Raw genomic sequence first — 25,043 nt, forward strand, 5'->3', positions numbered from 1 at the left:
TAAGCCCGGCCCGGCATTCTGAGGACCAACCCAGCAGACGAGCAGGAGAGGGAACGACCCGTGATCGACATCCTCGAGCACATCAACGCGGTTCAGCGCGAGGTCAGCCGCACCGGCGAGACGGTGACAGTGCTGATGCGCCGTTCGTACCAGGCCGACCCCGCGGAGGTCTGGGACGCCCTCACCGACCCGGAGCGGATGCGGCGCTGGTTCTTGCCGGTCAGCGGCGACCTGAAGGTCGGAGGCTCGTTCCAGCTGGAAGGCAACGCGGGCGGCGAGATCCTGGAGTGCGATCCGCCGAAGCGCTTCAAGGTGACCTTCGGCGGCCCCACCAGCCTGCTCGAGCTGCGCCTGCTTCCGGGCACCGGATCCTCGACCGACCTCGAGCTCGAGCACTCGATGAGCGAGGCCCCGGCGCCCGGAGGCTCCGGTGCCCTGTGGGTCGGCCCCGGCTGGGACGGCGCGCTCCTCGGCCTCGCCCTCTACGTCTCCGGCGAACTGCCGGAGGACACCGACCCGGTCAAGATGGCCGACTCCCCCGAGGTCATCGCCTTCAACGAGCAGTCCGTCCGCGCCTGGATCGAGGACATCCGCGCCTCCGGCACCACCACCGAGGAGGACCTGCTCAGCGCCGCCAAGATCTCCCTGTCGCAGTACGCCCCCGACGCCGAACTCTGACCGGCCGGACCCCAACCAGGCAGCGCTCCGCTCTTGGCCGACGATCTACCGGCGAACGGTCGAGTGACAGACGGCCTGCCGCAAGACGGACTACCAGCGGCTGGTCCGCCAGCGGCTGGTCCGCCAGCGGCTGGTCCGCCAGCGGCTGGTCCGCCAGCGGCTGGTCCGCCAGCGGCTGGTCTGCCAGCGGCCGGTCTGCCAGCGGAATGGTTCGCCGGCAGACGGACTGCAGGCGGACGGACTGCTGGCAGCCTGGCTTCCCGCGTGCCACTGGCCCGCGGGCCGAGGGCTTGCTGCGGGTGGTCTACCCCCGGGCGGTGGCGAGGCTGTCGCGGCAGCGGGTGTAGGCGGCGAGCTCCTCGCGGGCCGGCGCAACCACGTGGCTCTCGGCGACGTTCTCCAGCTCCGCCCGCAGCGCCTGCGCCACGTGCCGGGACCGCCGCAACGCCCCGTTCGTAGCGAACACCCGGCAGACAACGGAGAGCGCCACCCCAAGCACAGCCCCACCGACCAACATCACCCACGCGTACGGGATACCGTTCCACTCCGGCAACGGCGGATCGTTCAGGTCAGCGATCCGCGCCACCAGCAAGGCGACCAACCACGCCGCCCCACCAAGCGTCACCAGGAACAGCAACCACTGCACGATCCGCGCAAACCCCCACCACCCGGGATTACTGGACCCACCGAGATCCGTCCGCGCGACCGCCTGGTCGAGCTCGTCCCCCAGCGACTCCTCACGCCTGCGGATCGCCGTACGCACCGAGTCCGCCCACGGCCGCGACAGTCCCTCAGCGGCCTTGTTCGTGATCGTGCGCACCGCCGCATCCATCCGCGCCCGCTGCACAGGAGTTGCCGCAGGCAACGAAGACCGCGCGATCGCGACCTCGCTCGACGCCGACTTCCGCAACGCCTTGCCCTGCTCACGCGACACCTGGTCACCGTGCAACCGCCGCAGCGGATCCGGCCGGAACCGCCCGATCCACTTCGTCAACGGCCAGCCCGTCGCGGCCCGCGCCCGCTGCAGGTACGAGCGCCGTACGGCGTCCGACACCACAGACAAACCACTCGCGTCCGACAACGCGTCCACGAGCTCAGTGACATCGGCGTCGTCGATCGCCGGCGTCTTGGCGTCGCCGCACTGGCTCGCCATGCGATCCGAGACCCGATCCACGTCGGCCGCGAGCCGCTCTCGCGCGGCGCGCTTGTTGTTGACCCGCTTGACCAGCAGCGAGCGGACCTCTTCCAGACCATCACCACTGACAGCCGACGTCGCGACGACCGTCGGGGACTTGAGACCGTCCGACTTGAGCAGCTTGTCCAGGTCCTCGAGGCAGCTCTTCTGCTGCTCCGGCGTCAGCTTGTCGATGTGGTTCAGCGCGAACACCATCACCCCGGAATGCGAGGCGAACGGCTTGATGTACCGGTTGTGCAGCGCCGCATCGGCGTACTTCTGCGGATCCACCACCCACACGAGCAAGTCGACCAGCTCCACGAGCCGGTCGACGATCAGGCGGTGTTCCACCTCGGTCGAGTCATGGTCGGGAAGGTCCAGCAGGACCAGGCCGTCCAGGTCCTCGGACCGCGCATCTTCGAGCGAGCTGCGGTGCTGCACCTGGTGCCGGCGCGGGATGCCCAGCCAGGTCAGCACCTCACCGGCGGGCTCATCACCCCAGACGCAGGCGAGCGGCATCGAACTGGTCGGCCGGCGCGTTCCGATCGCGGCCAGGTCGAGCCCGGTCAACGCGTTGAACAACGACGACTTCCCCGAACCGGTCGCGCCCGCGAGCGCCACCACCGTCAGGTCGCCCGACATGCGCAGGCGCTGCCCGGCCCGGTCGACGATCTGGCCGGCCTCAGTGAGCACCACTGGATCCAGCCGTCCGTCGCCGGCCTTCGCGGCCGCCTCGAGCGCGTCGATCTTCTTCAGGACATCGGTCTCCGCCCGTACCGGGGTCTCGACCGGATCCATCGTCTCCGTCACGTGCAGTCCTCCACCGCGCGCGCGGCCTCCGTCAGTTGCCTGGCCGTCTCGGCGTCGACCGGATGCTGGTCAAGGACAGCCAGATAGCGGGCGAATTCGGCATCCATCAGGGCATGAACCTTACCGTCAAGATCCTCGCGTGCCTTATCCACCATGCCCTGAACGGCCTTGTCGCCGAAAACTGCCTCCAGCAACCGCTGCCCGACGACCGCACTGCCCGCACCCGCGCTGGCCTCGGCGCCCTTCGGGATCCCGGCCGCGCTGGCGAACACCACCACCATGAGCGAGAGGCCGAGCCCGTTGACGCCGTACTCCAGGATGCGTGCCGTCGACTTCTTGTCCGCACCCTCCTTGCGAACCAGGTCGAGCACGAACGCCTGCCACTCCCGGACCACCCGGCTCGCATTCGCCGGGAACTGCTCCGACACCGCGCCGAGCCCCGCACCGTTGCCGCCAGCCCCGTTGCCGCCACCACTGTTGCCGTCGGCACCGTTCCCGGACTCGCTAGTACCGGACTCCGCGGTTGCCAGGAGCTGGCGACCCGGAGCCGTCGCCTGCCACGCCTTCTCGGCACGTTCGGCAGCAGCCGTCGCGTGCTCACGCAGCAGCGACTCCAAGCCTGACTGGATCGCGTCGCTGACGTCGCGCGTCTCCGCCGGCTTGTTACCGAGCGAGCTCTTCAACCGGTCGCGGAGCCGGCCCGCGTTCGACTGCAGACCCTTCAGCAGTTCGCCGGTCCCGACGAACTCCTGCCACCGGGCCAGCACCTCGCCACGCAGCAGCGTCCCGTCCTGGCACGCCTTCGCGATGTCCTTCACACCCTGGTCGTACGCCGTCTCGACCGAGGACCGCAGTTCGACAGCCGTCTCCGCCTGCGCCTTCACCGCGGCCGCGAACGGCGGCGTTTTCTTCACCATCGCGCTGACCGCGCCCTGCAGGGTACGGCGGACCACAGCCGCCCGCGCCTCCGCGTCCGCGGCCAGGTCGACCAGCCAGTCCTTGATCGAGGCAACGGCCTGCTCCGGGAGCATCCCGTTGCTGTCGACAACCGTTTCCTGGATCGAGAACAGCGGGGAGTCACCGAGCCCGCGTTCGAGGAGCATCTGCGCGAGGTGGCCGGTGATGTCGTCGATGGTCTCGCTCGGAGCCCGGTCGAGGACGACCGCCACCGCAGTACTGCGGTCCGACGCGCTCTGCAGGAACTCCCACGGGACCGCGTCGGAGTACCGCGCCGCGGTGGTCACGAACAGCCAGAGGTCAGCCGCCGCGAGCAACTGGGTGGCGAGATCGCGGTTCGCTTCGACGACCGAGTCGATGTCCGGTGCGTCCAGGATGGCCAGCCCTCGCGGAACGCTGTCGGCCGCAACCAGCCGCAACTGCCCCGCATCCTCCATGCCACCCGGCTCGTCCGCCGTCGTCCGCGCCATCCCCGGCAACACCCGATCCCCGACGAACCAGTCTGCGTCGGCCGGGTGATGAATCAAGACGGGAGACCGAGTCGTCGGCCGCAACACACCCGGCTCACTGACGACCTTCCCGATGACCGTGTTCACCAGCGTCGACTTCCCGGCGCCGGTAGACCCACCAACCACCGCCAGCACCGGCGCCTCCAGCTGCACCAGCCGAGGCAGGAGGTAGTCGTCCAGCTGATCCAGCATCGCCTTCTGCTGCTGCCGAGCCTCGTCAGCCCCCACCACTTCCAGCGGCAACTGACTCCCCGCCAACACCCCCCGCAACTTCATCAAGGCGGTAATCAAAGCCATAGCAGCCTGCTCAGCCGCCAACTTCTCCGCCAACTCCTCCGCAGTCAGCTCCCCCTCATCACCGCCGTCTGCCGTCCCACCAGCACCGCCCGCCGAAGCACCCGCATCATCCACGGACCCCTCGGACTCTCCCTCAGCCCCACCAGCCGAGCCCTCGGAACCACTGGGCCCCTCGCCGCCATCCGCCGTGTCATCGCCCGCCGTGCCCGCAGACCCGTCCACCGCCGCGTCCGCAGCCCCATCCGCGTCCGCCCCAGCCGTCTCCGACCCACCACCCGCCGCGCCCTCAACGGCACCATCACCCGCAGCACCCTCCCCCGCGCCGCCAGCACCACCGGTCAGCCCCTCGGCCTCACCGGTCGGTCCCTCGGCCTCACCGTCACTGGCCGAGCCCTCGGACAGCTCGTCGGCGCCACCGGAGCCCTCGACGCCGTCCGCCGAGCCATCGCCCGACGCGTCTACAGCATCGCCAGCTCCGGAGCCACCACGATCCGCAGGCGCCTCACCAGGACCACCAACCCCGGCACCAGATGCGTCATCCGCCACCGCAGGCGCACCTACTGCTCCGCCCACCGAGTCCCCGTCGGCACCCGCGGCACCCGAGCCCCCCTCGGCACTCGAGTCCCCGTCGGCACCCGCGGCACCCGCGGCACCCGCGGCACCGTCGAGAGCATCCGCCGAGTGACCCGCGGCGTCATCTTCCGCCTCGTCAGCGCCGCCATCGACCGAGTCCACACCCGCCGTAGCTGCGTCCGCGTCCACCACATCAGCCGCGACACCACCCGACGTACCAACCCCAGCCTCACCCGCAGCGCCAACCGCGGCGTCGTCAGCCGTACCACTCGCCGCGTCACCCACTACACGAGCACCAGTGCCGCCGTCCGCACCGGACGCGGCCTCTTGGGTTGTACCGGACGCGGCCTCGTCAGCCGTACCGGACGCAGCCTCACCGGCTGTACCAGGCCCGCTCTCATCGGTGCCCGGCGCGGCAGTGTCCACCGTGTCGGCAGCATCCTCCGCCGCACCAGCCCCGGCGTCGCCTGCCGTACCGCTCACGCTCCCGCCGGCCATACCGCCCGCGACGTCGTCGGCCTCGTCAGGTACGGAGCCCCCGCCCGTCCCGTGCACGGCATCCTCGCCTGCACCGGACGCAGCATCCTCCGCCCCGGCCTCATCCGCACCAGCCGCGAACTCGTCGTCCGTACCGGCCGCGAGCTCGTCCGCCGTACCAGCCGCGAGCTCGTCCGCCGTACCAGCCGCGAGCTCGTCCGCCGTACCAGCCGCGGTCTCGTCCGCCTTGTCAGGGGCTGCGTCCTCGGTTGCACCGGGCACGGCATCGTCCGCAGCAGCATCTCCGGTGTCGTCCGCCGTACCGGCCGCGGTCGCCCCAGGCGTGCCGGACGCGGCCTCGGCAGATGTGCCGGGGGTCGCTTCGCGGGACGTGCCGGGGGCGGATGTGACGGGTGCGGGCTTGTCGGCGGGTGCGTCGGCACCGCTCGTCTCGGCACCGCTCGTCTCGGGGGCGCTCGTCTCGGGGGCGCTCGTCTCGGGGGCGCTCGTCTCGGGGGCGCTCGTCTCGGGGGCGTTGCCGGTCGAGGTGGGGTCTGCGTTCTCGGAGGTCTTGGGGAGACCGATGATGATGTTGCCGTACTCGAGGGGGAAGCCGTCCGGGGACTCGTCGGGTTCGTAGACGACGCCTACCGCTGGGCGGGGGCGGTCCTCGGGGGAGTTCGGGGGTACGGCGGGGCGCTCGGCGGTTGGCGTGCCGGTCGACTCGTTCGACGCCTGAGCGGCTGCCGACGGCTCGGCCGACTGCTCGGCCGACTGCTCGACTGAGGCGCCGGGTGTCATCGCGTCAGCGGCAGTCGACGGATCGGTGCCCACGGCAGGCGGATCCGTGGCTGCGGCAGAGCGGTCCGTGTCCGGAGCAGACGAGTCCGTCGCTGCGGCAGAGGGGTCTCCGTCTGCTGCAGACTGAGAGGGGTCTGCGGCGGCTGTCGCGGGTGAGGGCTGGTTGTCGGTGTCGTCGGGCGACGCGGCAGGTTCGGGGGTGCCGTCGGTGCGGATCGGTGCGGTGTCTGTGGAAGCGTCCGTTGTCGACGTGTCCTCGGTGGAGCCGTCCGAGGGCTCTTCGGCAGCTTTCACGGCCGGGGTGGGCACGTCGCCGGGCTCGGTTGTTTCTGTTGCGTCGGCTCGGTCGGTCGACTCAGCGGGGGTGCTGGGCTCGGGTGCGGCCGTGGGGGTTTTGCCGGCGGGTGACGTGTCGGCGGCAGCCGGGTCGTCAGAGGTCGCGCCGCCAGTCGCCGTACCGCCTGTGGTCGCGCCGCCAGTCGCCGTACCGCCTGGAGTCGTGCCGGTAGGCGCCGTACCGCCTGGAGTCGTGCCGGTAGGCGTCGTACCGCCTGGAGTCGTGTCAGCGGGGGTCGGCTGTTCGGTGCGTTTGCGGCGGCGGCGCCAGAAGCCTCGGGGTTTGGGGGCGGACTGGGCGATGAGGTTCGCCAGCTCCTGGGCAGGCTGATCCTGGCCCGGAACCCGCGGTTCCGGACCTTCGCCGGCTGCTGACCTGATGTCAGCCACAGCGTCCGCCCACGAGCACAGAGTGCCCGGTCGGACAGCGCAGAAGCAAAGTCATCGTCATCCCCGTTTGGCGGCGTGGACGGGTGGCAGTCACTGCTGTGGTGGATACGGACCGTATCCTCCCGGCGGTCCTTGCTGACCGGGGGGTCCTGATGGGTATCCGGACTGGGCGGGCGGATAGCCGTCCTGAGGACGCGGGTACGGCGTCTGGCCCGCTCCACCCGGCACTGATCCGTCCGGTCCGCCCGGTCCCACCGGCCCTGGACCACCAGCCCCTGGACCACCAGCGCCCGGACCACCAGCGCCCGGACCACCAGCCCCGGGACCGTCGGTGCCTGGACCGCCCGGCATCGGCCCGCCCTGGCCGGCAGCCCCCATCGGCACACCAGGCCCGACAGGCGCTCCAGGAGCCCCCGGCCCGAGCGGCCCGCCCGGCCCCATCGGCGCACCAGGCACACCGGCCGCACCAGGTACGCCGGGCGAACCGGGCCCCATCGGAGCCCCGGAACCCATCGGCGCACCAGGTCCCATCGGCACCCCTGCGTACGGCGCGGCCTGAGCGAAGGCCGGCATCGGCGGGAACGGCACACTCGGCCGCCGTTCCCGAAGCTCGTCCAGAAGACGTTTCTCGGTCTCCAGTGCCTCCGGCCCGATCACCTGGCGGACGATCTTGTCGCGCAGGTACGCCAGCTCGGTCGCGTTGTGCTGGAACGCCTTCGCGGCCGCCTCCGCCTGGGGGCCGTACCGCCGCGCGTTCTGCCGCAGCGCCTTGCGCCCGCGCAGCGTCGCGATCAGCGGTACGTCCTGCGGCACCAGCCAGCCGAACCGCACATAGTCATACAGCCGCGACGCGATCATCTGCCCCTCCCGCGACCGCATCACCAGCGCGAAGACCACCAGGCAGATGAACAGCGGGACCATCAGGCACAGGTACGCCAGGATGAAGCCGCCACCGCCGGCCCAGCTCGCCGACGCGTTCCACGCGGCGTGCGCCAGTACGGCGGCCAGGTACCCGACCACCGGTGCGAGATAGCGGACGACGGTACTGCGATGCCGGATCGCGACCCCGATCCCGATCGCGATGAACGACGTGAAGAGTGGATGCGCGAACGGCGAGATCACGCCGCGGATGATGAACAGCGCGAAGGCGCCCCGCAGACCCGCGTCGCTGCCGGCCTCCTCGGAGAGCGTGTTGAAGACGCGGCCGTAGTACAGGATGTTCTCGGTGAAGGCGAAGCCGACGCCGACCATCCCTGCGTACACCAGGCCGTCGATGATGCCGTCGAACTCCTTGCGCCGGATCAGCGCCAGCAGCAGGATGATCGAGCCCTTGGCGAACTCTTCCACCGGCGGCGCGACGAACACCGCGGACCGGTCGCCGCCGACGCCGGTCTCGGCCAGCCGGTGCGACACCTCGGTGTTGATGAAGATCGCGACCAGTGTGGCGATGAACGCGCCCCAGCAGAGCGCGACCACGATGTACTTCGTCGGCTCCGGCTCGTACCGGTCCAGCCAGAGGTACAGCGCGATCACCGGGATCACCGGGACGAACGCGAACACCAGGCCCCAGGTGAAGCCGCCCGCGCCGGTCGACTTGGCTACGATGCCGAAGATCACCAGGCCCGCGATCGCGAACACGACCGCGATCACGATGCCGATCAGCACGCCCCGGTTGCGTCGCTGGCCGGGAACCGGGTGGTTCCCGAGCACGTTGGGCTGCGGGTACGGTCCGCCGGGCGAGTACGCCGACCCCGCCGCGGGTTGCGGCGCGCCGGACGGGCCTGGTGAGGGGTAACTCATGCACCGCAGCCTAGTTGGGGTGCAGATCGCGCGGCAGGACCACCCACTCAGCGTTACCGGGATGGAACGACAACCCTGTACTTCGCCCGCGCCGGACGCAGGCCTATCGGGAACCCAGAGGCGCGACCGCCCGGCGATCTGAGAGACTCTTCCCTGCCATACGCCCCCGTAGCTCAGCTGGATAGAGCGACAGACTTCTAATCTGTGGGTCGCAGGTTCGAATCCTGCCGGGGGCGCTGTGCAAATGCCCAGGTCAGGAGCCGGTACGGCGTCACGGCAGGGGTCACCGGGGCGGATCAGGGCGTCGCGGCACCGAGCGGTTCAGCTCGGCGCGCCATTGGTAGAGCGCTTGCAGGGTCTGTACCCGCAGTTGCTCGCCCAACCCGGCGGCCAACGCGACGAGGACGGGCCGGTGCGCGGTCCAGTACGCCTCGAGCGACGAGCGCAACTCGGCGGCATCGATCTCTCCCTCACCCGCCCGCACCAGTAGCTGCCGCAGGCCCTCGAGGTCGGCGGTCGCTCGCTCGATCCGCTGCGCGGAGTCGTCTACCCGCCCGTTCACGTGGGTGGGGCGGCCGGGCGCGCCGCACCGCCGGCACCGAGTCCTTCGAGCAGCCGGATCAGGGCGTCGATCAGGTTCTGCAGCAGGTTGCCCAGCACTCCGCCGAGATCGACACCGTCCAGCAGTCCGGCGATGGCGCAGAGCAGGTTACCCAGCAGGTTGCCGGGGCCGGGGATGGCTTCGATGTCGAGCACCACCTCGTTCAGGTGGACGTGCAGCCCCAGAAGGTTCAGGTCGAGGGGGCCCAGATCCAAGTGCAGGATCGGACAGGGAGCAGGGGTAGGCGGGGGTTCGGTCATCAGGCACCTCGGAGGTCGGCCGGGTTCACCGAAAGCGGTAGCCCTGGGGCGGAGGGGCCCTTTGTTTCAGTCTCCGACCGCCTCCGAGCCCGTGCAACCCTCTGGACCGGAGCGTCAGCTAGAATTGCGGCCGTGGAGATCGAGGTCGACAGAATCTAGCCACCGGGCTGCCGGTGGCTTTCAGTTGCGCCCCTCCTTCTTGTCCGCCCGTTCCGGGCGTTGACGGGGTCTGGCTGAGCCACGGCATGTTCGCTTCGCGCCGATCCTTCTCCTGGGTCCGTGCGTTCGCCGCGCGTGACCTCGATCCACGAAAGCAAACACACCTATGTCTTCTTCCAAGTCCGCTATCACTCTTCGCGAGCTGACCTTCGAGTGGCCCGACGGCGCCGTCGCGCTGGCCGGCGTGAACGGCACCATCAACGCGGGCCGCACCGGCCTGATCGGTCGCAACGGCGCCGGTAAGTCGACGCTGCTGCGGCTGATCGCCGGCGTACTGCGGCCGACGTCCGGCCATATCGACACGACCGGCGAGGTCGGCTACCTGCCGCAGACGCTGACATTGCGCCGCGACACCACGATCGCCGAACTGCTCGGCATCGACGCGATCGTCGGCGCGATCCGGGCGATCGAGTCCGGTGACGCCGACGAGCGCCATTTCGACACGATCGGCGACGACTGGGACATCGAGGCCCGCGCCGGCGAGGCGCTGGACCAGCTCGGGTTCTCCGCCGGGGACCTCGACCGCAGCGTGGCGGAGGTGTCCGGCGGCGAGGCGATGCTCATCGCGATCACCGGGCTGCGCGTCCGCCGTACGCCGATCACCTTGCTCGACGAACCCACGAACAACCTCGACCGGCCGACCCGCGCCAAGCTGGCTCAGTTCGTCGACCAGTGGCCCGGGACGCTCGTCGTGGTCAGCCACGACCTGGAACTCCTGGAGCACATGGACAGCACCACCGAGCTGTACGGCGGGACGCTGGAGACGTACGGCGGCCCGTACAGCGCGTGGAAGGAACACCAGGAACAAGAACAGACCGCCGCACTACAAGCCGCCCGCTCGGCCCAGCAGGCATTGAAGGTCGAGAAACGGCAGCGTGTCGAGGCGGAGACGAAGCTGGCCCGCCGGGAGCGCACTGCCAAGAAGACCCAGCAGCACGGCGGCATCCCGAAGATCCTCGCGGGCAACCGCGCCAGCAAGGCACAGGCGTCGGCAGGTGCGATGCGCTCAACACTCGATGACAAGGTGCAGGCAGCGCAGGCAGCGGTCGACGCGGCTGACTCCCGGGTGCGTCAGGAGGAGCACATCCACCTTGCGCTCCCTGACCCTGATGTCCCACGTGGCCGGCGCATCGCCGAGTTGTACGACGAGGACCGCACGATCGTGCTGCAAGGACCAGAGCGCGTGGCACTTGTCGGTGCGAACGGAAGCGGCAAGTCGACACTGATCGACCACCTGATCCGTGGCACCGAGCCGACACCAGGCCGGCCGCACGGGCGGCTGCTGACCGACCTGGTTGGCTACCTCCCCCAGCGGCTCGACGGACTCGACGACAACGCGAGTGCGATGGCGAACATCCAGGAGGTCGCTCCTGGCACACCATCAGGGACCATCCGCAACCAGCTGGCCAGACTGCTCCTGCGTGGTGACAGCCCCGACCGTCCGGTTCACACGCTGTCCGGTGGCGAACGGTTCCGCGTGTCACTGGCACGGCTCCTGTTGTCGGAGCCGCCTGCGCAGTTGCTGGTGCTCGACGAGCCCACCAACAACCTGGACATCGCCAGCGTCGAGCAGCTCGCTGAGGCCCTGGACGCGTACCGTGGCGCACTGCTCGTCGTCAGCCACGACTTCGCGTTCCTCGAGCGGATTGGTGTCGACACCGTCGTAGAGCTCGACGGCGACGGCCGCATGCAGCAGCGGCGCGATCTGCGGCTCTGACCGGAATTCGCAGGTCAGAGGGTTGCTGCGCGGTCTTCAGGGGCGATCCACAGCGGACTACGCTCGAAGCAGGGCGTAGCCCTGGGGGCACGTGTGCTGCGCCGGACCTTCGAGGGGAGAGCGGTGGCATGACCACGTTCAGTGTGTGGAAGTTCGATGATGCGGACGGCGCCGACAAGGCCGTCCGGATACTGAAGGGGGCCAGCGCGGACGGGCTGGTGAAGATTCTCGACCACGCGGTCGTCAGTTGGCCGAAGGGCCAGTCGAAGCCGACGACGCACCAGAGTCACGAGGAGACCTGGCGAGGGACCGGGTGGGGCGCGTTCTGGGGTCTGCTGCTCGGCGCGCTGTTCTTCGTCCCGCTGATCGGCGGCGCCGTCGGGGCGGCGATCGGTGCGATCAGCAAGGCGACGGAGGACGTCGGCATCACGAAGGAACAGCTGCACAAGATCCACAGCGAAGTGACGGAGGGGACCTCGGCCCTGTTCGTCGTCACCGACCAGGGTGACCTCGATCGCCTGGGCGAGCGTTTCCACGGCGTGGGGAACAAGTTGGTCGACACCAACCTCACAGAGGCCGAACGCTCGGTTCTGCTGGAGACTTTCGGAAGCCACTGATCACACGAACGCGCCGCGGCCGCACGAGGGCCGCGGCGCGTTGTTCTCTCAGGGACTTCCTAGGGTCTTCTCAGTGCGCTCACGGGTCGAACCGTGGGCGCCGTTCGTCCTACAACTAATGGCAGGAAGGACGGACACCGTGCATACAGGAATCATCGAAGGAGTACTACGGGGACGCGAGCTGCGGTACGCCGCCGACGCGGTTGTCGTGCTGGCCGGAATACCCGGCGCCGGAAAGACCACCTTCCTGCGCCGGGTGTTCTCCGGGACCGACACGGTCCGTGTCTACGACTCCGCCCACGTCCGCGACCGGTGGATGCCCGTCCTCGGCGTACTCCCCTACGCCCTGTGGCGTCCCTTGGTCCACCTCGTGTACTACGTGACGCTGCTGAGCTCCATGCGCCGCGGCCAGGGCCCGATGGTCATCCACGACTGCGCCACCCGCCCGTGGGCGCGCCGCCTGATCGGATGGCGAGCCCGCCAGGCAGGTCTGCCGCTGCACCTGATCCTGCTCGACGTACCGGGTGACGTGGCCCGCTCGGGGCAGTGGGCCCGCGGACGCGTCGTACGGTCGGGAAGCATGGAGACGCACTGCAGGCGGTGGCCGGAAGTGGTCGCGAGGGCTGCGAGCGACCCTGGTCTGGTGGTGCCGGGTGCGCTGTCGGCCGTCGTGTTGACACGGCCCGAAGCCGACCGGGTGGAGCAGGTCGCGTTCGGCGACGCGCCCGCGAGGACTGGTTGCATCCAGCGTCAAGCGGGAACATGGCTTGGTGTCAGCCGGTGACCTGACGGCTACCTGCCCCTGCCGGCCGACGTTCGAGGGACCCCGCCCACTCGGTCCCGTGATGCCGCAGGAGGAATCAAGTGAGGATCGAACGTACGTCACGCATGCGCCGTACCGCTCAGCTCCTGGCCGTTGTCGGCGCGGTCGCCGCTTCCCTGACCGCTGTTCCGGCGGAAGCCAAGGCACCGTCACCGCAGGCCCTGCTGTCCGCGGCACAGTCTGCTGTTGAGCAGTCCGCAGTACGCGGGGTCGCCTGGTACACCGACGCAGCCGCCGGCAAGGTCGTGGTGACGGCCGACAGCACCGTCTCGGCCAAGGAGCTCGCGTCGCTGCAGCGCGACGGCGTGGAGGTCAAGCGCACCAACGGTGTGTTCCGGCCGCTGCTCTCTGCGGGTGACGCGATCTACGGCGGGCGCTACCGCTGTTCGCTCGGCTTCAACGTGCAGAAGGGCGGCAACTACTACTTCCTGACCGCGGGCCACTGCGGCAAGGTCGCCAAGACCTGGTACGCCAACTCCAACCACAGCACGCTGATCGGCCCGACGGCCGGCTACAGCTTCCCCGGTAACGACTACGCGCTGGTGCAGTACTCCAACACGTCACTGAGCCACCCAGGCGGGTTCACCGCGGCCAACGCTTTCGTCGGTGAGTCGGTCACCCGCAAGGGTTCGACGACCGGCACACACACCGGGAAGGTCACGGCTCTCAACGTCACCGTGCGGTACTCCGGCGGCGGCAAGGTCGGCGGCCTGATCCAGACCACCGTGTGCGCCGAGCCGGGCGACTCCGGCGGCCCGCTGTACGACGGCACCAAGGCGCTCGGCCTGACGTCCGGCGGCAGCGGCGACTGCAGGACCGGCGGTACGACGTTCTTCCAGCCGGTCACCGAAGCCGCGTCGGCGTACGGCGTGACTGTCTACTGACCTACTACTGACCCTGTCCGCAGCTGACGGACGAGGGCCGGCCGCGACATCCGTGCGGCCGGCCCTCGGTCGTTTCAGCGGCTGGCGTCCGCGGACAGCGGGCAGCTGTCCTCGACACGCTCACCGGTGAAGTTGACGTCCGGGTGCTCCGCACTGAGCAGGTCTCCGACGTCGTTGAACGCCTCACCGCCGTAGATCTGCGGGTTGTCCAGCACCTGCCGCAGTGTCGGGTTCGCGACGCCGCCCTTCTTCGTGCCGTCGACATCCGGGTCGAACAGCGCGTTGTAGGACTGCGCCATGTTCACGCCCGTCTCGGCGACCGCGAGCGGGTTGTTCTTCCAGAAGCCCGGGGAACACCAGTTCCCGTCGCCCGGAGTGGTGGTTGTCGTCGTCGGCGGCGTCGACGTTGTAGTCGTTGTCGTCGTCGTGGTCGTCGGCGGCGTGTAGGTGGAAGTAGTGGTCGTCGTACTGGTCGTGTTCGAGGTCGCGCCGGCTTGCACCACCATGCCCAGACCGAGCGCTCCACCCAGCGCAACGGCAGACACAGTGGCGACAACGGCGAACACCCCACGATTGCGGCCCATCGCAGGCCCCCCTTTAAGGATTGTGTCGCCGGGCGAACCGCGGCGACGGTCCCCGTCCCCCTCTGAACGGTGTTCTGGCACGGTACGACGCTTGTGCGGTCGTGAGAAGACGTCGCGCTCATTGCACTCGGCAACGCTGTCCGCCGGCGCCACCGCGTGATCACCGGCTGCCGGAGCGTAGCGATCGCGGAACGTGACCAGCCGAACGATTGACGACGGACCCGAATCTGCGGACGCTGACTCCAGCGATCGTCCGCCATCGATCGCCTGCAGCAGGGGGGAACCTGTCATGCGCTCACTGTTTTCGCGCGCCCGGGCGGCCGTGTCCGTCACCGTTCCGCTGGTCGTCGTGCTGGCGGTCTCCGTCCCGGTGAGCGCGCACGGCGAACCACCGCCACCGGCCACCGGTACGTCGGAACCGCACGCCCATCCGACGCCGCACGGTCACGACGACGGCGCCGAGCACGCTGCGGAGGACCTGATCGGCGTGCCGATGAACGAGATCGAACGGGCCGCGAAGTCTCGTGCCGACGAGGTGCAACGGCAGACCGGTAAGCGCCCGGGCCGTCGCTCACCGCAGGAACAGGCGGTGGCCGACGCGGTGGCGGCCGCGGCTGACCCAGCCGTGGCCGGCAGTTGGAGCAGCGTGATCGAGGCGCCGCTGGTCCCGGTCTTCACGGCCATGCTGCCGAACGGCAAGGTGCTGATGTGGGACTCCGTCGGTGACGGACCGGCCGAGTCGTACAGCGACCAGTCGTTCACCCGGGCCGCGGTCTGGGACCCGGCCACGAACACGAGCAAGCGGGTCGACGTCCAGGGATACAACATCTTCTGCGCCGGCTACGCACAGCTCGCCGACGGCACCGTGCTCGTTGCCGGGGGCAACCGCGATTCGTCGCTGGCCGGGCTGCGCAAGACGCACTTGTTCGACTGGCGGACCGAGACCTGGCGGCGCGGACCGGACATGGCCGCCGAGCGCTGGTACCCGTCGGTGACGGCCCTGCCGAACCAGGAGGCCCTGATCCTGGGCGGCGGTCCCGAGAACGCGGAGGTACACCAGACGAACCAGTGGATCCGCCTGCTGACCGGATTCACCACACCGTCGAGCCGGCTGTACCCACTCATCACGTCCCGCCCTGACGGCAACGTCGACCTGCTCGGCCCCGACCCCGCCATGCGTACGCTGCAGACCAGCAGCGCCGGCGCACAGGTCGGCACCTCCCTCCGGGACCTCATCTACCGCGACTACGCGAGCTTCGCGACGATCCGGGTCGGCCGGACGCTGGTGGCCGGCGGCGGCACAGTGGCCGAGGACGGCAAGGTCTCCGTGCCCACACGCACCGCGGTGATCGTGGATTCACGCGGGGCGACGCTGACGGTGCCGACCGGCTCGATGGCGGTCGGAAGGCGGCAGCACAACCTGACCGTGCTCGCGGACGGCGACGCGCTGGCGACCGGCGGCCTCAGTGACGTGATCGGCGACGGCGGCGTGAACCTGACCAACCCGGTGTACGACGCGGAGCTGTACGACACCGAGACGGGGACCTGGCGCACCTTGGCCGCCGCGAACCGGATCCGCCAGTACCACTCGACCGCGCTCCTGCTGCCGGACGGCCGCGTGATGACCGGCGGCGGCGGTATCTGCGGCGAATGCCAGCGCGTCGGCTACCTGGAGAAGAACATCGAGTACTTCACCCCGCCGTACCTCTACGGCCCGGACGGGCAGCCGGCGGCCCGGCCCGCGATCACGACCGCGCCGTCCGCCGCGCCGTACGCGAGCTCGTTCCCGGTGACGTCGCCGCAGGCCGCGTCGATCGCGAAGGTCGGTCTGGTCGGACTGGGCGCGCCGACGCACGGCGACGACCAGGGCCAGCGGTACGTGCCGCTGAACTTCAGCGCGAGCGGTACGACGCTCACGGTGAGCTCACCGGCCGACGTCAACCAGGCGCCGCCCGGGTACTACATGCTGTTCGTTGTCGACAGCAACGGTGTGCCGTCCGTGGCGCGCATCGTGCAGCTGACCGCCACGGCGCCGCCGGCACCGGCCCCGATCCGTCTGACCGTCACGGGTCCTGGCGACCGCTGCCTGGACATCGACCACAGCTCGACCGTTCCCGGCACCAAGATCCAGCTGTGGGACTGCAACGGCACCCAGGCGCAACGCTGGACGCATCCGGCCGACGGAACGCTGCGGGCGCTCGGGGTCTGCGCCGACGTACCAGGAGGAAACCTCAAGGTCGGCGCGCAGGTCCGCACCGACATCTGCAGCAGCACGGATCCGGCACAGAAGTGGACGGTCACCGCCGACGGCCGAATCAGGTCCGCGACGAGGACGAAGCTCTGCTTCACGGCTCCCGGCCGCGCGAACGCCGAGCAGGTGACACTCGCGAACTGCAACGGCTCCGTCACACAGGTGTTCCGTTACTGAATTGTCGGTGGCGGGTGATTGGGTCGTACTTCGAGACGGTGAGGAGTGCGGCGTGAAGGTTCGGGTTGGGCGTGAGGTGCTGGCCGAGGCGGTGGGATGGGTGGCGCGCGGGTTGCCCAGCCGGCCGAGTGTGCCGATTCTGGCCGGGATGGTGGTCGACGCGGCGGACGGGCAGGTGACGCTGTCCGGGTTCGACTACGAGAGTTCGGCGCAGGTCAGCGTGCCGGCGGAGGTGGCCGACGGAGGGCGGGTGCTGGTGTCCGGCCGGCTGCTGTCGGACATCTGTCGCAGCATGCCGCGGGATTGTGTCGATCTGAGCGGTGACGCGACTCGGGTGCAGGTGAGCAGTGGGGCCTCTCGTTTCGTCCTGCACAGCTTGCCGCTCGACGAGTATCCGCCGCTGCCGGAGATCCCCGCGGTAAGTGGTGTGGTCGACGGCGCCGTCTTCGCGCGGGCCGTTGCGCAGGTGGTGAGCGCCGCCGGTCGCGACGACACGCTGCCGGTCTTCACCGGGATCCGCATGGAGATCCGCGGATCGACCATCTCCCTGCTGGCCACCGACCGGTACCGGCTGGCCGTCCGGTCGTTCCCGTGGCAGCCGGTCGACGCGGGCATCGAGACGAACGTCCTGGTCCCCGCCAAGCTGCTCGCGGATGTCGCCAAGGTGATGTCCGGTGACGAGTTGTCGCTGGCGCTCGGTTCGACCCGCACAGGGGACGGGTTGATCGGGTTCGAGGGCGGCGGGCGGCATGCGACGAGCCGGCTGATCGACGGGGAGTTCCCGAAGGTCCGCGGTCTGATCCCCGCGGGGAGCGCGATCACGTCCACGGTCACCGTGGACACGGCGGCGCTCGTCGAGGCGGCCAAGCGGGTCGCGCTCGTGGCCGAGCGGTCGGCGCCGGTGCGGCTCACGTTCGCGGGCGGGGCGGCGACGCTCGACGCGGGCAACGGTGAGGAGGCCCAGGCGTCCGAGTCCGTCGAGGTCACGCTCACCGGTGACCCGGTGACGACGGGCTTCAACGCCGGGTACCTCCTCGACGGCCTGGCATCACTTGGTACGCCGATCGCGCACTTCGCCTTCACCCAACCGACCAAGCCTGCGAACTTGACCGGCCTCCGCTCCCCCGACGAGACACCGACAACCGACTCCGCCTACATCCTGATGCCGATGCGCCTACCGACCTGATGCCAAACTGCCGCCACGACGACCACCGGGAGGACGGCAGCTTTGGATGAGGCGACGATCGCGGAGTACCTCGCGCGGCGGGACCCGGTCGACCGGCCGGTGCAGCTGATCGTGCTGATGGGGTCCGCCGTGCTGGAGTCGGTCGAGGCTGCGGCGAAAGCGCATCGGGCGTACGCCGTCCCGATCCTCGTGAGCGGCGGGATCGGGCACTCGACGCAGTACCTCGACGAGGCGGTACGACGACGCGCGCTCGGCCTGGCCACCGGTCGGCCCGAATCGCACGTGTTCCGGGAGCTCCTGCTCAGGTACGGCGTTCCACCGGATCAGGTCGCGGTCGAGGACCAGTCGACCAACTGCGGCGAGAACGCGGAGTTCACCCGCCGGATGATCGGCTCACCGCGGACGCTGCTCCTGATCCAGGATCCGACCATGCAGCGCCGTACCCATGCCTGCTTCGAGCGCTCCTTCGCCGACCTCCCCGGTACGACGCTGATCAGCCGGGCACCGCTCGTCCCGTGGATCGGCCCCGACCACGTCGGCGCGGCGCCGGGCACGCCCGAGATCTGGAGCCACAACCGCTTCCGATCCCTCCTGCTCGGCGAGATCCACCGTCTCTCCCCCGACGTCTACGGTCCCCGTGGGCGCGACTTCATCGACCACGTCGACATCCCCACCGAAGTACTTTCCTCGTACAACCGTCTGCTGGCCGCATACCCGGAGTCCGCTCGTCATCCGTAGCTCGGACGCGGGATCGTGGTGCACTCGCCTACCCGCTGTACCTCGTCCACGCGCACACCGGCTTCATCGTCTTCGAGCGACCGCTGGCACCGCGCCTCAAGCGGCTCCTCGACCGAGTCCTGCCAGGCCGACCAGCTCACGCACTGACGAAGTAATCCGTCAGCACCCGCGCCAGCGTCTCAGGAGGCAGCGTGTGGAACGTAGCGTCATGCCCTTCCACACTGCCCTGCGGCAACGCAGCCGCCGTCTCCCGCACGGACCGCTGCAACCACTCCGGACTGGCGTTGCTGTAGAGCCCCAACGTCGGTACTGCGGTAGACGCGAGCAGCTCCAGCGGTACGGCGCTGTCGCGCATCTGCAGCGCGTCGTACACCAGTGTGGGCGCCATGGCCTCCAGACCGGCCCACATCGGTGTCTGGCGAATCTGCTCGACCACCTCCCGTGGCTGACCGACCGCCTCGACCATGAACAGCTCAGCCGCACCACCCGGGTTGCCCGCAGCGACGTACTCCTGCAACCGCTCCAGGTACCGCTCGGGCGCCGGCGGCGCGCCCTCGACGCGGCACGGCGGCTCCACGATCGCCTGCTTCTCGAACGGCAGGCCGGCCTGCAGCAGCACCATCACACCGGACGAGAACGCACAGGCGAACCGGGCATCGGTTGCCGATCGCACCGCGTCCAGGTCCTCCCACTCGCGCTCCACGGCGTACGGCGCGGTGTCGCCGGAGTCACCACGTCCACGCCGGTCGTAGGCCACCACCGTGAACGACGACGACAGCGCCTCGGCGTACTCGGCGAAGTACGCGCGGCCGGTGAACGCACCGGCGACCAGTACCAGGCCGGGTCCGCTGCCCGTCACGTCGTACGCGAGCTCGGTGCCGTCCTTCGAAACCACCTTGTCCATCACACAGCTCCTTCTGCCAGAGATCCCTCTGCCAGACCGTCGAACGGATCACCGGAGAAGAGACACTGTGTGACCCAGTTCACATCCGGGATCTTCCCGGGCGTGCACCGTGTCACTACAGTTGGATTATGTATACAGGCGACTGCACACCATTTCGGGACCGTTGATGCTGCTCCGCCAGCTGGAGTACCTCGTTGCCCTCGCCCGCGAGAAGCACTTCGCGCGGGCGGCGGACGCCTGTTACGTGTCGCAGCCGTCGCTGTCCGCCGCGATCCGCAAGCTCGAGCAGGAACTCGACGTCCCGATCGTACGGCGCGGACGCCGGTTCGAGGGGCTGACGCCCGAGGGCGAGCGGGTGCTGGTGTGGGCGCAGCGGATCCTCGCCGAGCAGGACGCACTGCGGCACGAGCTGTCGATGATGCGCGGTGGCCTGACCGGGACGCTCCGCCTCGGCGCGATCCCGACCGCGATGCCGGTGGTCTCACTGATCACCACGCCGTTCTGCGAGCGGCATCCGAACGCGCGCGTCACGCTCGAGTCGTTGTCCTCGCGCGACATCACGCAGAAGCTGGCCGAGTTCGATCTGGACGTCGCGATGACGTACCTCGACGACGACACGCTCGGTCAGGTGCGCAAGACGCCGCTGTACGAGGAGCGATACCTGCTGCTCACGCCGAAGGACACCGAGCTCGCGGACCTGCCGGTGGCTACCTGGGCGCAGGTCGCCGACCTGCCGCTCTGCCTGCTCTCCCCCGACATGCGCAACCGCCGGATCATGAACGGATACTTCACCGAGGACGGTGTCGTCGCGACCCCGTCGATCGAGAGCGACACGGTCTCGGGTCTGTACAGCCACCTGCACGGCAACCATTGGTCGACGGTGATCTCGCACGCCTGGCTGCACATGTTCGGCGTACCGGACGGGATGCGCGTCGTACCGCTGAAGCGCCCGGCGCACGGACCGCGGGTCGGTCTGGTGGTCGCCGCGCGCAGTCCCGAGGCCGTCCTCGCCCGCGCGGTGCTCGACGTGGCGCGGCAGGCCGGCGTCCAGAAGGCCCTCGACGACCTTCTCGACGTCCATTTGATGGGCTCCGGCTATCTCGACATAGCCCCCGCCGCGCCCTGAGCGCCGCGGTGTTAGCGGGATCACGCCGTACGTAACGGGGATCACGTGAGACGTGGGCATAACCGGTCAGTACGCCTGGTTGAATGTATACAGAAGGCAGAATTCAAGCAGGCTCCTGACCGGAGCGGAGAGGGCAAGAGATGATTTTCACCCGTAGGTTCGGTGCTCTGGCGGCGCGGCCGCAGTTCCCGGATGCCCCGGAGCTGCAGGAACTGACCGGCCCCGTCGACCTGGACGCGGAGCTCGCGAAGCTCACCGCCGACGAGGCCCGCACCGCCCATGACGACGACCGCCGCAACGCCGGCGAGTCGGCCGCCTGACCCGGCGTACAGAACAACTGACGCCGGAGCTATATGTCAGGTCATGGCACTTGGTAGACTGTCTACCAAGTGCCATGGCTGTAGGACCGGAAGGGACCTCATGACGACGATCAGTGCGGGGCCAGGGGCGGGTACGGAGCCGGCAGGCGCGCGGCACGTCAAGCGGCCGCAGCCGTTGCGTGAATCGGTGTACGAGGCCCTTACCGAGATGATCATCGACGGCACGCTCGAGCGCGGCCGGCACCTGGTCGAGGTCGAGCTCGCCGGGATCCTGGGCGTCTCGCGGCAGCCGGTGCGCGAGGCCCTGCAGCGGCTGAACAACGAGGGCTGGGTGGACCTGCGGCCCGGGTTCGGCGCGATGGTGCACGTGCCGGCGGAGGACGAGGTCGACCAGTTGCTGGCGGCCCGCGCCGCGCTGGAGTCGGAGTCTGCGCGGCTCGCGGCCCGGCACGCGTCGAAGGACGACGTCGCGAAGCTGCGCGAGCTGTGCAAGGTCGGCACGGCGTACCAGGAGGCCGGCGACATCGACGGCACGGTCCGGACGAACGCCGAGCTCCACAGCCTCATCACCCAGATGTCCGGCAACCGCTTCCTCGTCGACTTCGCCGCCCAGGTCGACCGCCGCGTCCGCTGGTACTACACACCTGTCGCCCCCGTCCGCGGCGCGGCGTCCTGGCGCGAACACAACCGCCTGGTCAAGGCGATCAGCGAGGGCGACGAGGACAAGGCCGCCCAGATCATGCGCGAACACACCGAACACACCCGCAAGGCCTACCACGACCTCCAGGCAACCACCGAGCCCGCCGAGCCGACCGAACCCGAGTCCCCCCGCCGCCGTCGCCGCACCAGCTGATCGACGTCACCTGCTCGTAGGTGACGCGGCGCGGTCGCCGAACGGGGCATGTAGGAGGGACCAGGTGCCGTGCGCGCCTGCCCACGGCGTTCACCACGTGACCGTACCCGCGCCGACGGCGGCAGCACCCGGCCCGCCGCGCGTGGCCGGCGTCCGGTTGGACGCCTTTCCGGAACAAAATCGCCGCATAGCGACCAAAATGTTCCGAAGAACGGCGGCCCCAGCCCGAAGCCGGTGAAGAACCAACCGGCACGGCCCGGAACGGCCCGGCCCGGCACGGAGCGGTTCCGTTCCCGGACCCCGCCCCAGCACCCGACGCCCCCACGGTCCCGCGCCACCACAGTTCGCGCCCCGCCGAGGGCGCGAAAAGAACTGCCGCCGCGAAGCGGCGACCTCTCCGCCCCACCATCCCAGCACCCTGCGCCATCACAGTCCCCGCCACCACAGCACGCGCCTACGCCGAAGGCGCGAAAGAACTGCCGCCGCGCCGGGCCGGCGTCCGGTTGGACGCCTTTCCGGAACAAAATCGCCGCATAGCGACCAAAATGTTCCGAAGAACCGCGGTCCCAGCCCGAAGCCGGTGAAGAACCAACCGGCACGGCCCGGCCCGGCACGGCACGGCACGGAGCGTTTCCGTTCCCGGACCCCACCCCAGCACCCGACGCCACCACGGTTCCGCGCAACCACAGTTCGCGCCCGCCGAAGGCGCGAAAGAACTACCGGCGCGAAGCGGCGACCCTCCCGCCCCACCACCACCACCCCAGCACTCCTGCGCCACCACAGTCCCCGCCACCACAGCACGCGCACCCGCCGAAGGCGCGACAGGACTGCCGGCGCGGTGCGGCGGTCTTCGGGCCGCCCGCAGTTGGTGGGCTGCGGGCGGCCGTTTACGCGACGCGCTTCTTGCCTCCTCGACCCGTTGCGGCTTTGCGGGCCTGGAGGGCGGCGGCGAGGTGGACGTACTGCTCGACGGTGCGCCGGGCGTACTGGTTGCGGTCCAGGATGCGCGGCCACCACAAGCGGCCGATCTGTTCGTGCATCCACAGGAAGCCGATCGCGAATCCCATGCTCACCAGTGCACGGAAGGCGAGGAACTTCCACGGTTCGGCCGGCAACCCCGGCGTACCCGCGACCACCCACTCCATCACGACCGCGTGCACCAGGAGCGCGAGCGGGAACGCGATCACCCAGTAGACCGCCGCCGGGGCGAACACCCCGGCGGGAACCTTGCCCAGCGCCACCAGGACGGCGTACCCGGACCCGAACAGGGCGAGCGGTACGCCGAGCCCGAGCAGCCCGGTGACCACCGCCCAGCCGGCGGGCTGGCCGACGAACGCGGCCAGTCCACCGGCGACGAGCCCGGCTGCCGCGCCCACGGACGCGGCCGGGAGACAGTACTGCGCCAACTGCTTCAGATCGGTCATGGTCAGCCCACAGCCACACCGAAGCGGAACAGGCAGTAGAAGAGCATCCCGAGGTAGAACACCGCTCCGAACCCGATGATCACGTTCCGCACCGGGCCGGGACGGATCTTCTTCGGCAGCAGCATGTTGTTCGTCAGCAGCAACACGACGCAGTACGCGCCCATCGCGAACGTGGACAGGAACGCCAGCGTGTCCAGGATCCCGGCCGGACCGTCGGCCGGTCCGAACAGCAGGATCAGGATGCCGAACAGGATCACGCCCCACAGGAACCCGGCGTACAGCCTCGACATCGAGAACCGCTTGGCGCCCGGCACGAAGTAGTACGTCATGTCGGCCTGACCGCGGGAGAACGAGTCGAACAGACCGAGGGTCGCGTTCAGCCCGATCAGTGCGATGAAGGCGAAGAACAACGTCCCGAGGATCGGCGAGCCGGCCGACGCGAACGCGTCCGACATCGCCTTCAGCGCCGCGTCCCGGTCACCGCCCTCGATCAGCGAGGCGACGTTCGGGTTCTCCCGCGCCGCCGACATCGCGAGCACGGTGAACGAGATCGTCACCAGCATCGTGATGCCCCAGAAGAGCAGCAGCGCGTCGAACGTCACCCACTTGCGCCAGCCCTTCCACTTCGCCAGCTCCGCCGGGTCCTCGGTGTCGAACATGAACCCACGCGACGGCATCGACTCCGCCTCGCCCGCGGCCCGCAGACCGCGGATCTTCGGGATGTGCGCACCCATGCCCGCGCCGCTGTCCCGCAGCTGCAGCGTGTACCACATCTGCTGCATCCCGGACGGCCCGGCGAACGCGATCGAGCCGACTACGACCGGGAACCAGACCGACGTCATCGCCTCGTCGGGGAAGTACCCGAACGCGAACATCCCGGACACCGTCCGGCCGAGGTCGTCCCAGCTGCCGACCATCGCGGCGATCACCGACGTACCGACGACCAGCAGCCCGATCAGCAGGCCGAGGAGCTTCTCGAGGAAGGTGTAGATCACCGACAACAGGCTGAACAGCACACCGACGAACACCAGAGCCACGCACGCGGTGACCTGCCAGGGTATGCCGGTGACCTCCTCGAACGCGGCCGCGCCGGCGGACAGATGGCCCGGCCACATGTAGATCAGGATCGCCGCCGCGTAGAAGAACCACATCAGCGGTTTGAAGATCCGGGCCGCGCCGAAGAAGATGCTCTCCCCGGTGGCCATCGCGTAGCGCGCCATCTCCAGTAGCACGAACGCCTGCAGCGTGACACCGACCATGAACAGCCAGCGGATGTCCGGCCCGAACACCAGGACGAGCCGGGGCCACATGTACGACTCCCCCATACCCACACCCAGCGCGACCAGGAAGACGGTCGGACCGAGGATGTGCAAGGAGGGCGGTGCGTCCGGAAGTTTCCGGATCGGCATCGGTTCGAGCCTGCCCGCCTTCCAGACCTTCTCGGTCGCGGCGGTCGCACCGGCCGCGGCAGGCTCTTCAGGAACTTCTGAGGTCTTGCTCGTGACGTCCAAGGCGGACTCCTTACATCGACGCCAACTAGCGGATCAGTGCTCCCCC

General features: G+C 69.5%; 20 protein-coding genes and 1 tRNA gene. 12 read left to right on the plus strand and 9 right to left on the minus strand.

What is annotated here, in order from left to right; genetic code table 11:
• Positions 1-60 precede the first annotated feature (60 nt).
• Positions 61-678, plus strand: a complete 618-nt coding sequence (locus BJY22_RS34705) for an SRPBCC domain-containing protein (RefSeq protein WP_167215589.1) — start codon at positions 61-63, stop codon at positions 676-678.
• Between the two features lie 304 nt (positions 679-982).
• Here the strand turns inward: BJY22_RS34705 and BJY22_RS34710 are convergent, their stop codons facing one another.
• The 3 genes from BJY22_RS34710 to BJY22_RS34720 form a co-directional block, all read right to left on the minus strand.
• Entirely contained in the window at positions 983-2,662 is a 1,680-nt protein-coding gene (locus BJY22_RS34710) for a GTPase (RefSeq protein WP_337759728.1), read from the minus strand.
• Positions 2,659-6,309: an AAA family ATPase gene (locus BJY22_RS42095; RefSeq protein WP_238351663.1), complete on the minus strand. Its 3,651-nt coding sequence runs from the start codon at positions 6,307-6,309 to the stop codon at positions 2,659-2,661. The genes BJY22_RS34710 and BJY22_RS42095 overlap by 4 nt, the downstream gene beginning before the upstream one ends.
• A gap of 783 nt (positions 6,310-7,092) precedes the next feature.
• Positions 7,093-8,802, minus strand: coding sequence for a PrsW family intramembrane metalloprotease (locus tag BJY22_RS34720; RefSeq protein ID WP_167215592.1), 1,710 nt, complete (start codon positions 8,800-8,802; stop codon positions 7,093-7,095).
• Positions 8,803-8,964: 162 nt separating this feature from the next.
• Between BJY22_RS34720 and BJY22_RS34725 the strand changes: the two genes are divergently transcribed.
• Positions 8,965-9,038, plus strand: a tRNA-Arg gene (locus tag BJY22_RS34725).
• A gap of 47 nt (positions 9,039-9,085) precedes the next feature.
• Here the strand turns inward: BJY22_RS34725 and BJY22_RS34730 are convergent.
• On the minus strand, positions 9,086-9,364 hold the full coding sequence (locus BJY22_RS34730) for a hypothetical protein (protein WP_167215595.1): 279 nt from the start codon (positions 9,362-9,364) through the stop codon (positions 9,086-9,088).
• Positions 9,361-9,618 (minus strand): hypothetical protein, encoded by a 258-nt coding sequence (locus BJY22_RS41250; protein WP_202891394.1) that lies wholly within the window; start codon positions 9,616-9,618, stop codon positions 9,361-9,363. The genes BJY22_RS34730 and BJY22_RS41250 overlap by 4 nt, the downstream gene beginning before the upstream one ends.
• Before the next feature lie 370 nt (positions 9,619-9,988).
• Between BJY22_RS41250 and BJY22_RS34740 the strand changes: the two genes are divergently transcribed.
• The 4 genes from BJY22_RS34740 to BJY22_RS34755 all read left to right on the plus strand — a co-directional run bounded on the left by BJY22_RS34740 (position 9,989) and on the right by BJY22_RS34755 (position 13,923).
• On the plus strand, positions 9,989-11,599 hold the full coding sequence (locus tag BJY22_RS34740; protein WP_167215598.1) for an ABC-F family ATP-binding cassette domain-containing protein: 1,611 nt from the start codon (positions 9,989-9,991) through the stop codon (positions 11,597-11,599).
• Between the two features lie 128 nt (positions 11,600-11,727).
• Positions 11,728-12,216 (plus strand): DUF1269 domain-containing protein, encoded by a 489-nt coding sequence (locus BJY22_RS34745; protein ID WP_167215601.1) that lies wholly within the window; start codon positions 11,728-11,730, stop codon positions 12,214-12,216.
• A gap of 139 nt (positions 12,217-12,355) precedes the next feature.
• Positions 12,356-13,000, plus strand: coding sequence for an AAA family ATPase (locus BJY22_RS34750; RefSeq protein WP_337759729.1), 645 nt, complete (start codon positions 12,356-12,358; stop codon positions 12,998-13,000).
• 80 nt (positions 13,001-13,080) lie between these two features.
• Positions 13,081-13,923, plus strand: coding sequence for a S1 family peptidase (locus tag BJY22_RS34755; protein ID WP_337759730.1), 843 nt, complete (start codon positions 13,081-13,083; stop codon positions 13,921-13,923).
• Positions 13,924-13,997: 74 nt separating this feature from the next.
• Here the strand turns inward: BJY22_RS34755 and BJY22_RS34760 are convergent, their stop codons facing one another.
• A complete protein-coding gene (locus BJY22_RS34760) occupies positions 13,998-14,507 on the minus strand; it encodes a hypothetical protein (RefSeq protein WP_167203119.1) in 510 nt (169 codons plus the stop codon).
• Positions 14,508-14,796: 289 nt separating this feature from the next.
• Between BJY22_RS34760 and BJY22_RS34765 the strand changes: the two genes are divergently transcribed.
• Genes BJY22_RS34765 through BJY22_RS34775 form a run of 3 tightly spaced genes read left to right on the plus strand, consistent with a single transcriptional unit; the run spans position 14,797 to position 18,859 of the window.
• The gene (locus tag BJY22_RS34765) at positions 14,797-16,935 is read left to right on the plus strand and encodes a galactose oxidase-like domain-containing protein (RefSeq protein WP_202891395.1); all 2,139 of its coding nucleotides are present in this window, start codon (positions 14,797-14,799) and stop codon (positions 16,933-16,935) included.
• Positions 16,936-16,987: 52 nt separating this feature from the next.
• A complete protein-coding gene (gene dnaN, locus BJY22_RS34770; RefSeq protein WP_167215606.1) occupies positions 16,988-18,121 on the plus strand; it encodes a DNA polymerase III subunit beta in 1,134 nt (377 codons plus the stop codon).
• A 42-nt stretch (positions 18,122-18,163) separates the two neighbouring features.
• Complete coding sequence (locus BJY22_RS34775; protein ID WP_238350549.1) at positions 18,164-18,859, plus strand: YdcF family protein; 696 nt, start codon at positions 18,164-18,166, stop codon at positions 18,857-18,859.
• A 136-nt stretch (positions 18,860-18,995) separates the two neighbouring features.
• On the opposite strand, the gene BJY22_RS34780 is transcribed toward BJY22_RS34775, so the two are convergent.
• The gene (locus BJY22_RS34780) at positions 18,996-19,763 is read right to left on the minus strand and encodes an alpha/beta fold hydrolase (protein ID WP_167215609.1); all 768 of its coding nucleotides are present in this window, start codon (positions 19,761-19,763) and stop codon (positions 18,996-18,998) included.
• 166 nt (positions 19,764-19,929) lie between these two features.
• On the opposite strand from BJY22_RS34780, the gene BJY22_RS34785 reads away from it, so the two are divergent.
• The 3 genes from BJY22_RS34785 (at position 19,930) to BJY22_RS34795 (ending at position 22,062) form a co-directional block, all read left to right on the plus strand.
• Positions 19,930-20,889, plus strand: a complete 960-nt coding sequence (locus tag BJY22_RS34785; protein ID WP_167215612.1) for a LysR family transcriptional regulator — start codon at positions 19,930-19,932, stop codon at positions 20,887-20,889.
• A gap of 140 nt (positions 20,890-21,029) precedes the next feature.
• Entirely contained in the window at positions 21,030-21,209 is a 180-nt protein-coding gene (locus BJY22_RS34790; protein WP_167203120.1) for a hypothetical protein, read from the plus strand.
• A 100-nt stretch (positions 21,210-21,309) separates the two neighbouring features.
• On the plus strand, positions 21,310-22,062 hold the full coding sequence (locus tag BJY22_RS34795; protein ID WP_167215615.1) for a GntR family transcriptional regulator: 753 nt from the start codon (positions 21,310-21,312) through the stop codon (positions 22,060-22,062).
• Between the two features lie 887 nt (positions 22,063-22,949).
• On the opposite strand, the gene BJY22_RS34800 is transcribed toward BJY22_RS34795, so the two are convergent.
• Positions 22,950-23,486, minus strand: a complete 537-nt coding sequence (locus tag BJY22_RS34800) for a hypothetical protein (RefSeq protein WP_167215618.1) — start codon at positions 23,484-23,486, stop codon at positions 22,950-22,952.
• 2 nt (positions 23,487-23,488) lie between these two features.
• Positions 23,489-24,997 carry an Nramp family divalent metal transporter gene (locus BJY22_RS34805; protein ID WP_167215621.1) on the minus strand — a complete coding sequence of 503 codons (1,509 nt, stop codon included), beginning with the start codon at positions 24,995-24,997 and terminating at the stop codon, positions 23,489-23,491.
• Positions 24,998-25,043 lie beyond the last annotated feature (46 nt).

The organism is Kribbella shirazensis (assembly GCF_011761605.1).
GTDB classification, from domain to species: domain Bacteria; phylum Actinomycetota; class Actinomycetes; order Propionibacteriales; family Kribbellaceae; genus Kribbella; species Kribbella shirazensis.

Coding starts and splice junctions, on each gene's coding strand:
- BJY22_RS34780 (WP_167215609.1), bottom strand. CDS start 19,763: ATGGACAAGGTGGTTTCGAAGGACGGCACCGAGCTCGCGTACGACGTG.
- BJY22_RS34740 (WP_167215598.1), top strand. CDS start 9,989: ATGTCTTCTTCCAAGTCCGCTATCACTCTTCGCGAGCTGACCTTCGAG.
- BJY22_RS34785 (WP_167215612.1), top strand. CDS start 19,930: ATGCTGCTCCGCCAGCTGGAGTACCTCGTTGCCCTCGCCCGCGAGAAG.
- BJY22_RS34760 (WP_167203119.1), bottom strand. CDS start 14,507: ATGGGCCGCAATCGTGGGGTGTTCGCCGTTGTCGCCACTGTGTCTGCC.
- BJY22_RS34745 (WP_167215601.1), top strand. CDS start 11,728: ATGACCACGTTCAGTGTGTGGAAGTTCGATGATGCGGACGGCGCCGAC.
- BJY22_RS34790 (WP_167203120.1), top strand. CDS start 21,030: ATGATTTTCACCCGTAGGTTCGGTGCTCTGGCGGCGCGGCCGCAGTTC.
- BJY22_RS34720 (WP_167215592.1), bottom strand. CDS start 8,802: ATGAGTTACCCCTCACCAGGCCCGTCCGGCGCGCCGCAACCCGCGGCG.
- BJY22_RS34795 (WP_167215615.1), top strand. CDS start 21,310: ATGACGACGATCAGTGCGGGGCCAGGGGCGGGTACGGAGCCGGCAGGC.
- BJY22_RS34800 (WP_167215618.1), bottom strand. CDS start 23,486: ATGACCGATCTGAAGCAGTTGGCGCAGTACTGTCTCCCGGCCGCGTCC.
- BJY22_RS34765 (WP_202891395.1), top strand. CDS start 14,797: ATGCGCTCACTGTTTTCGCGCGCCCGGGCGGCCGTGTCCGTCACCGTT.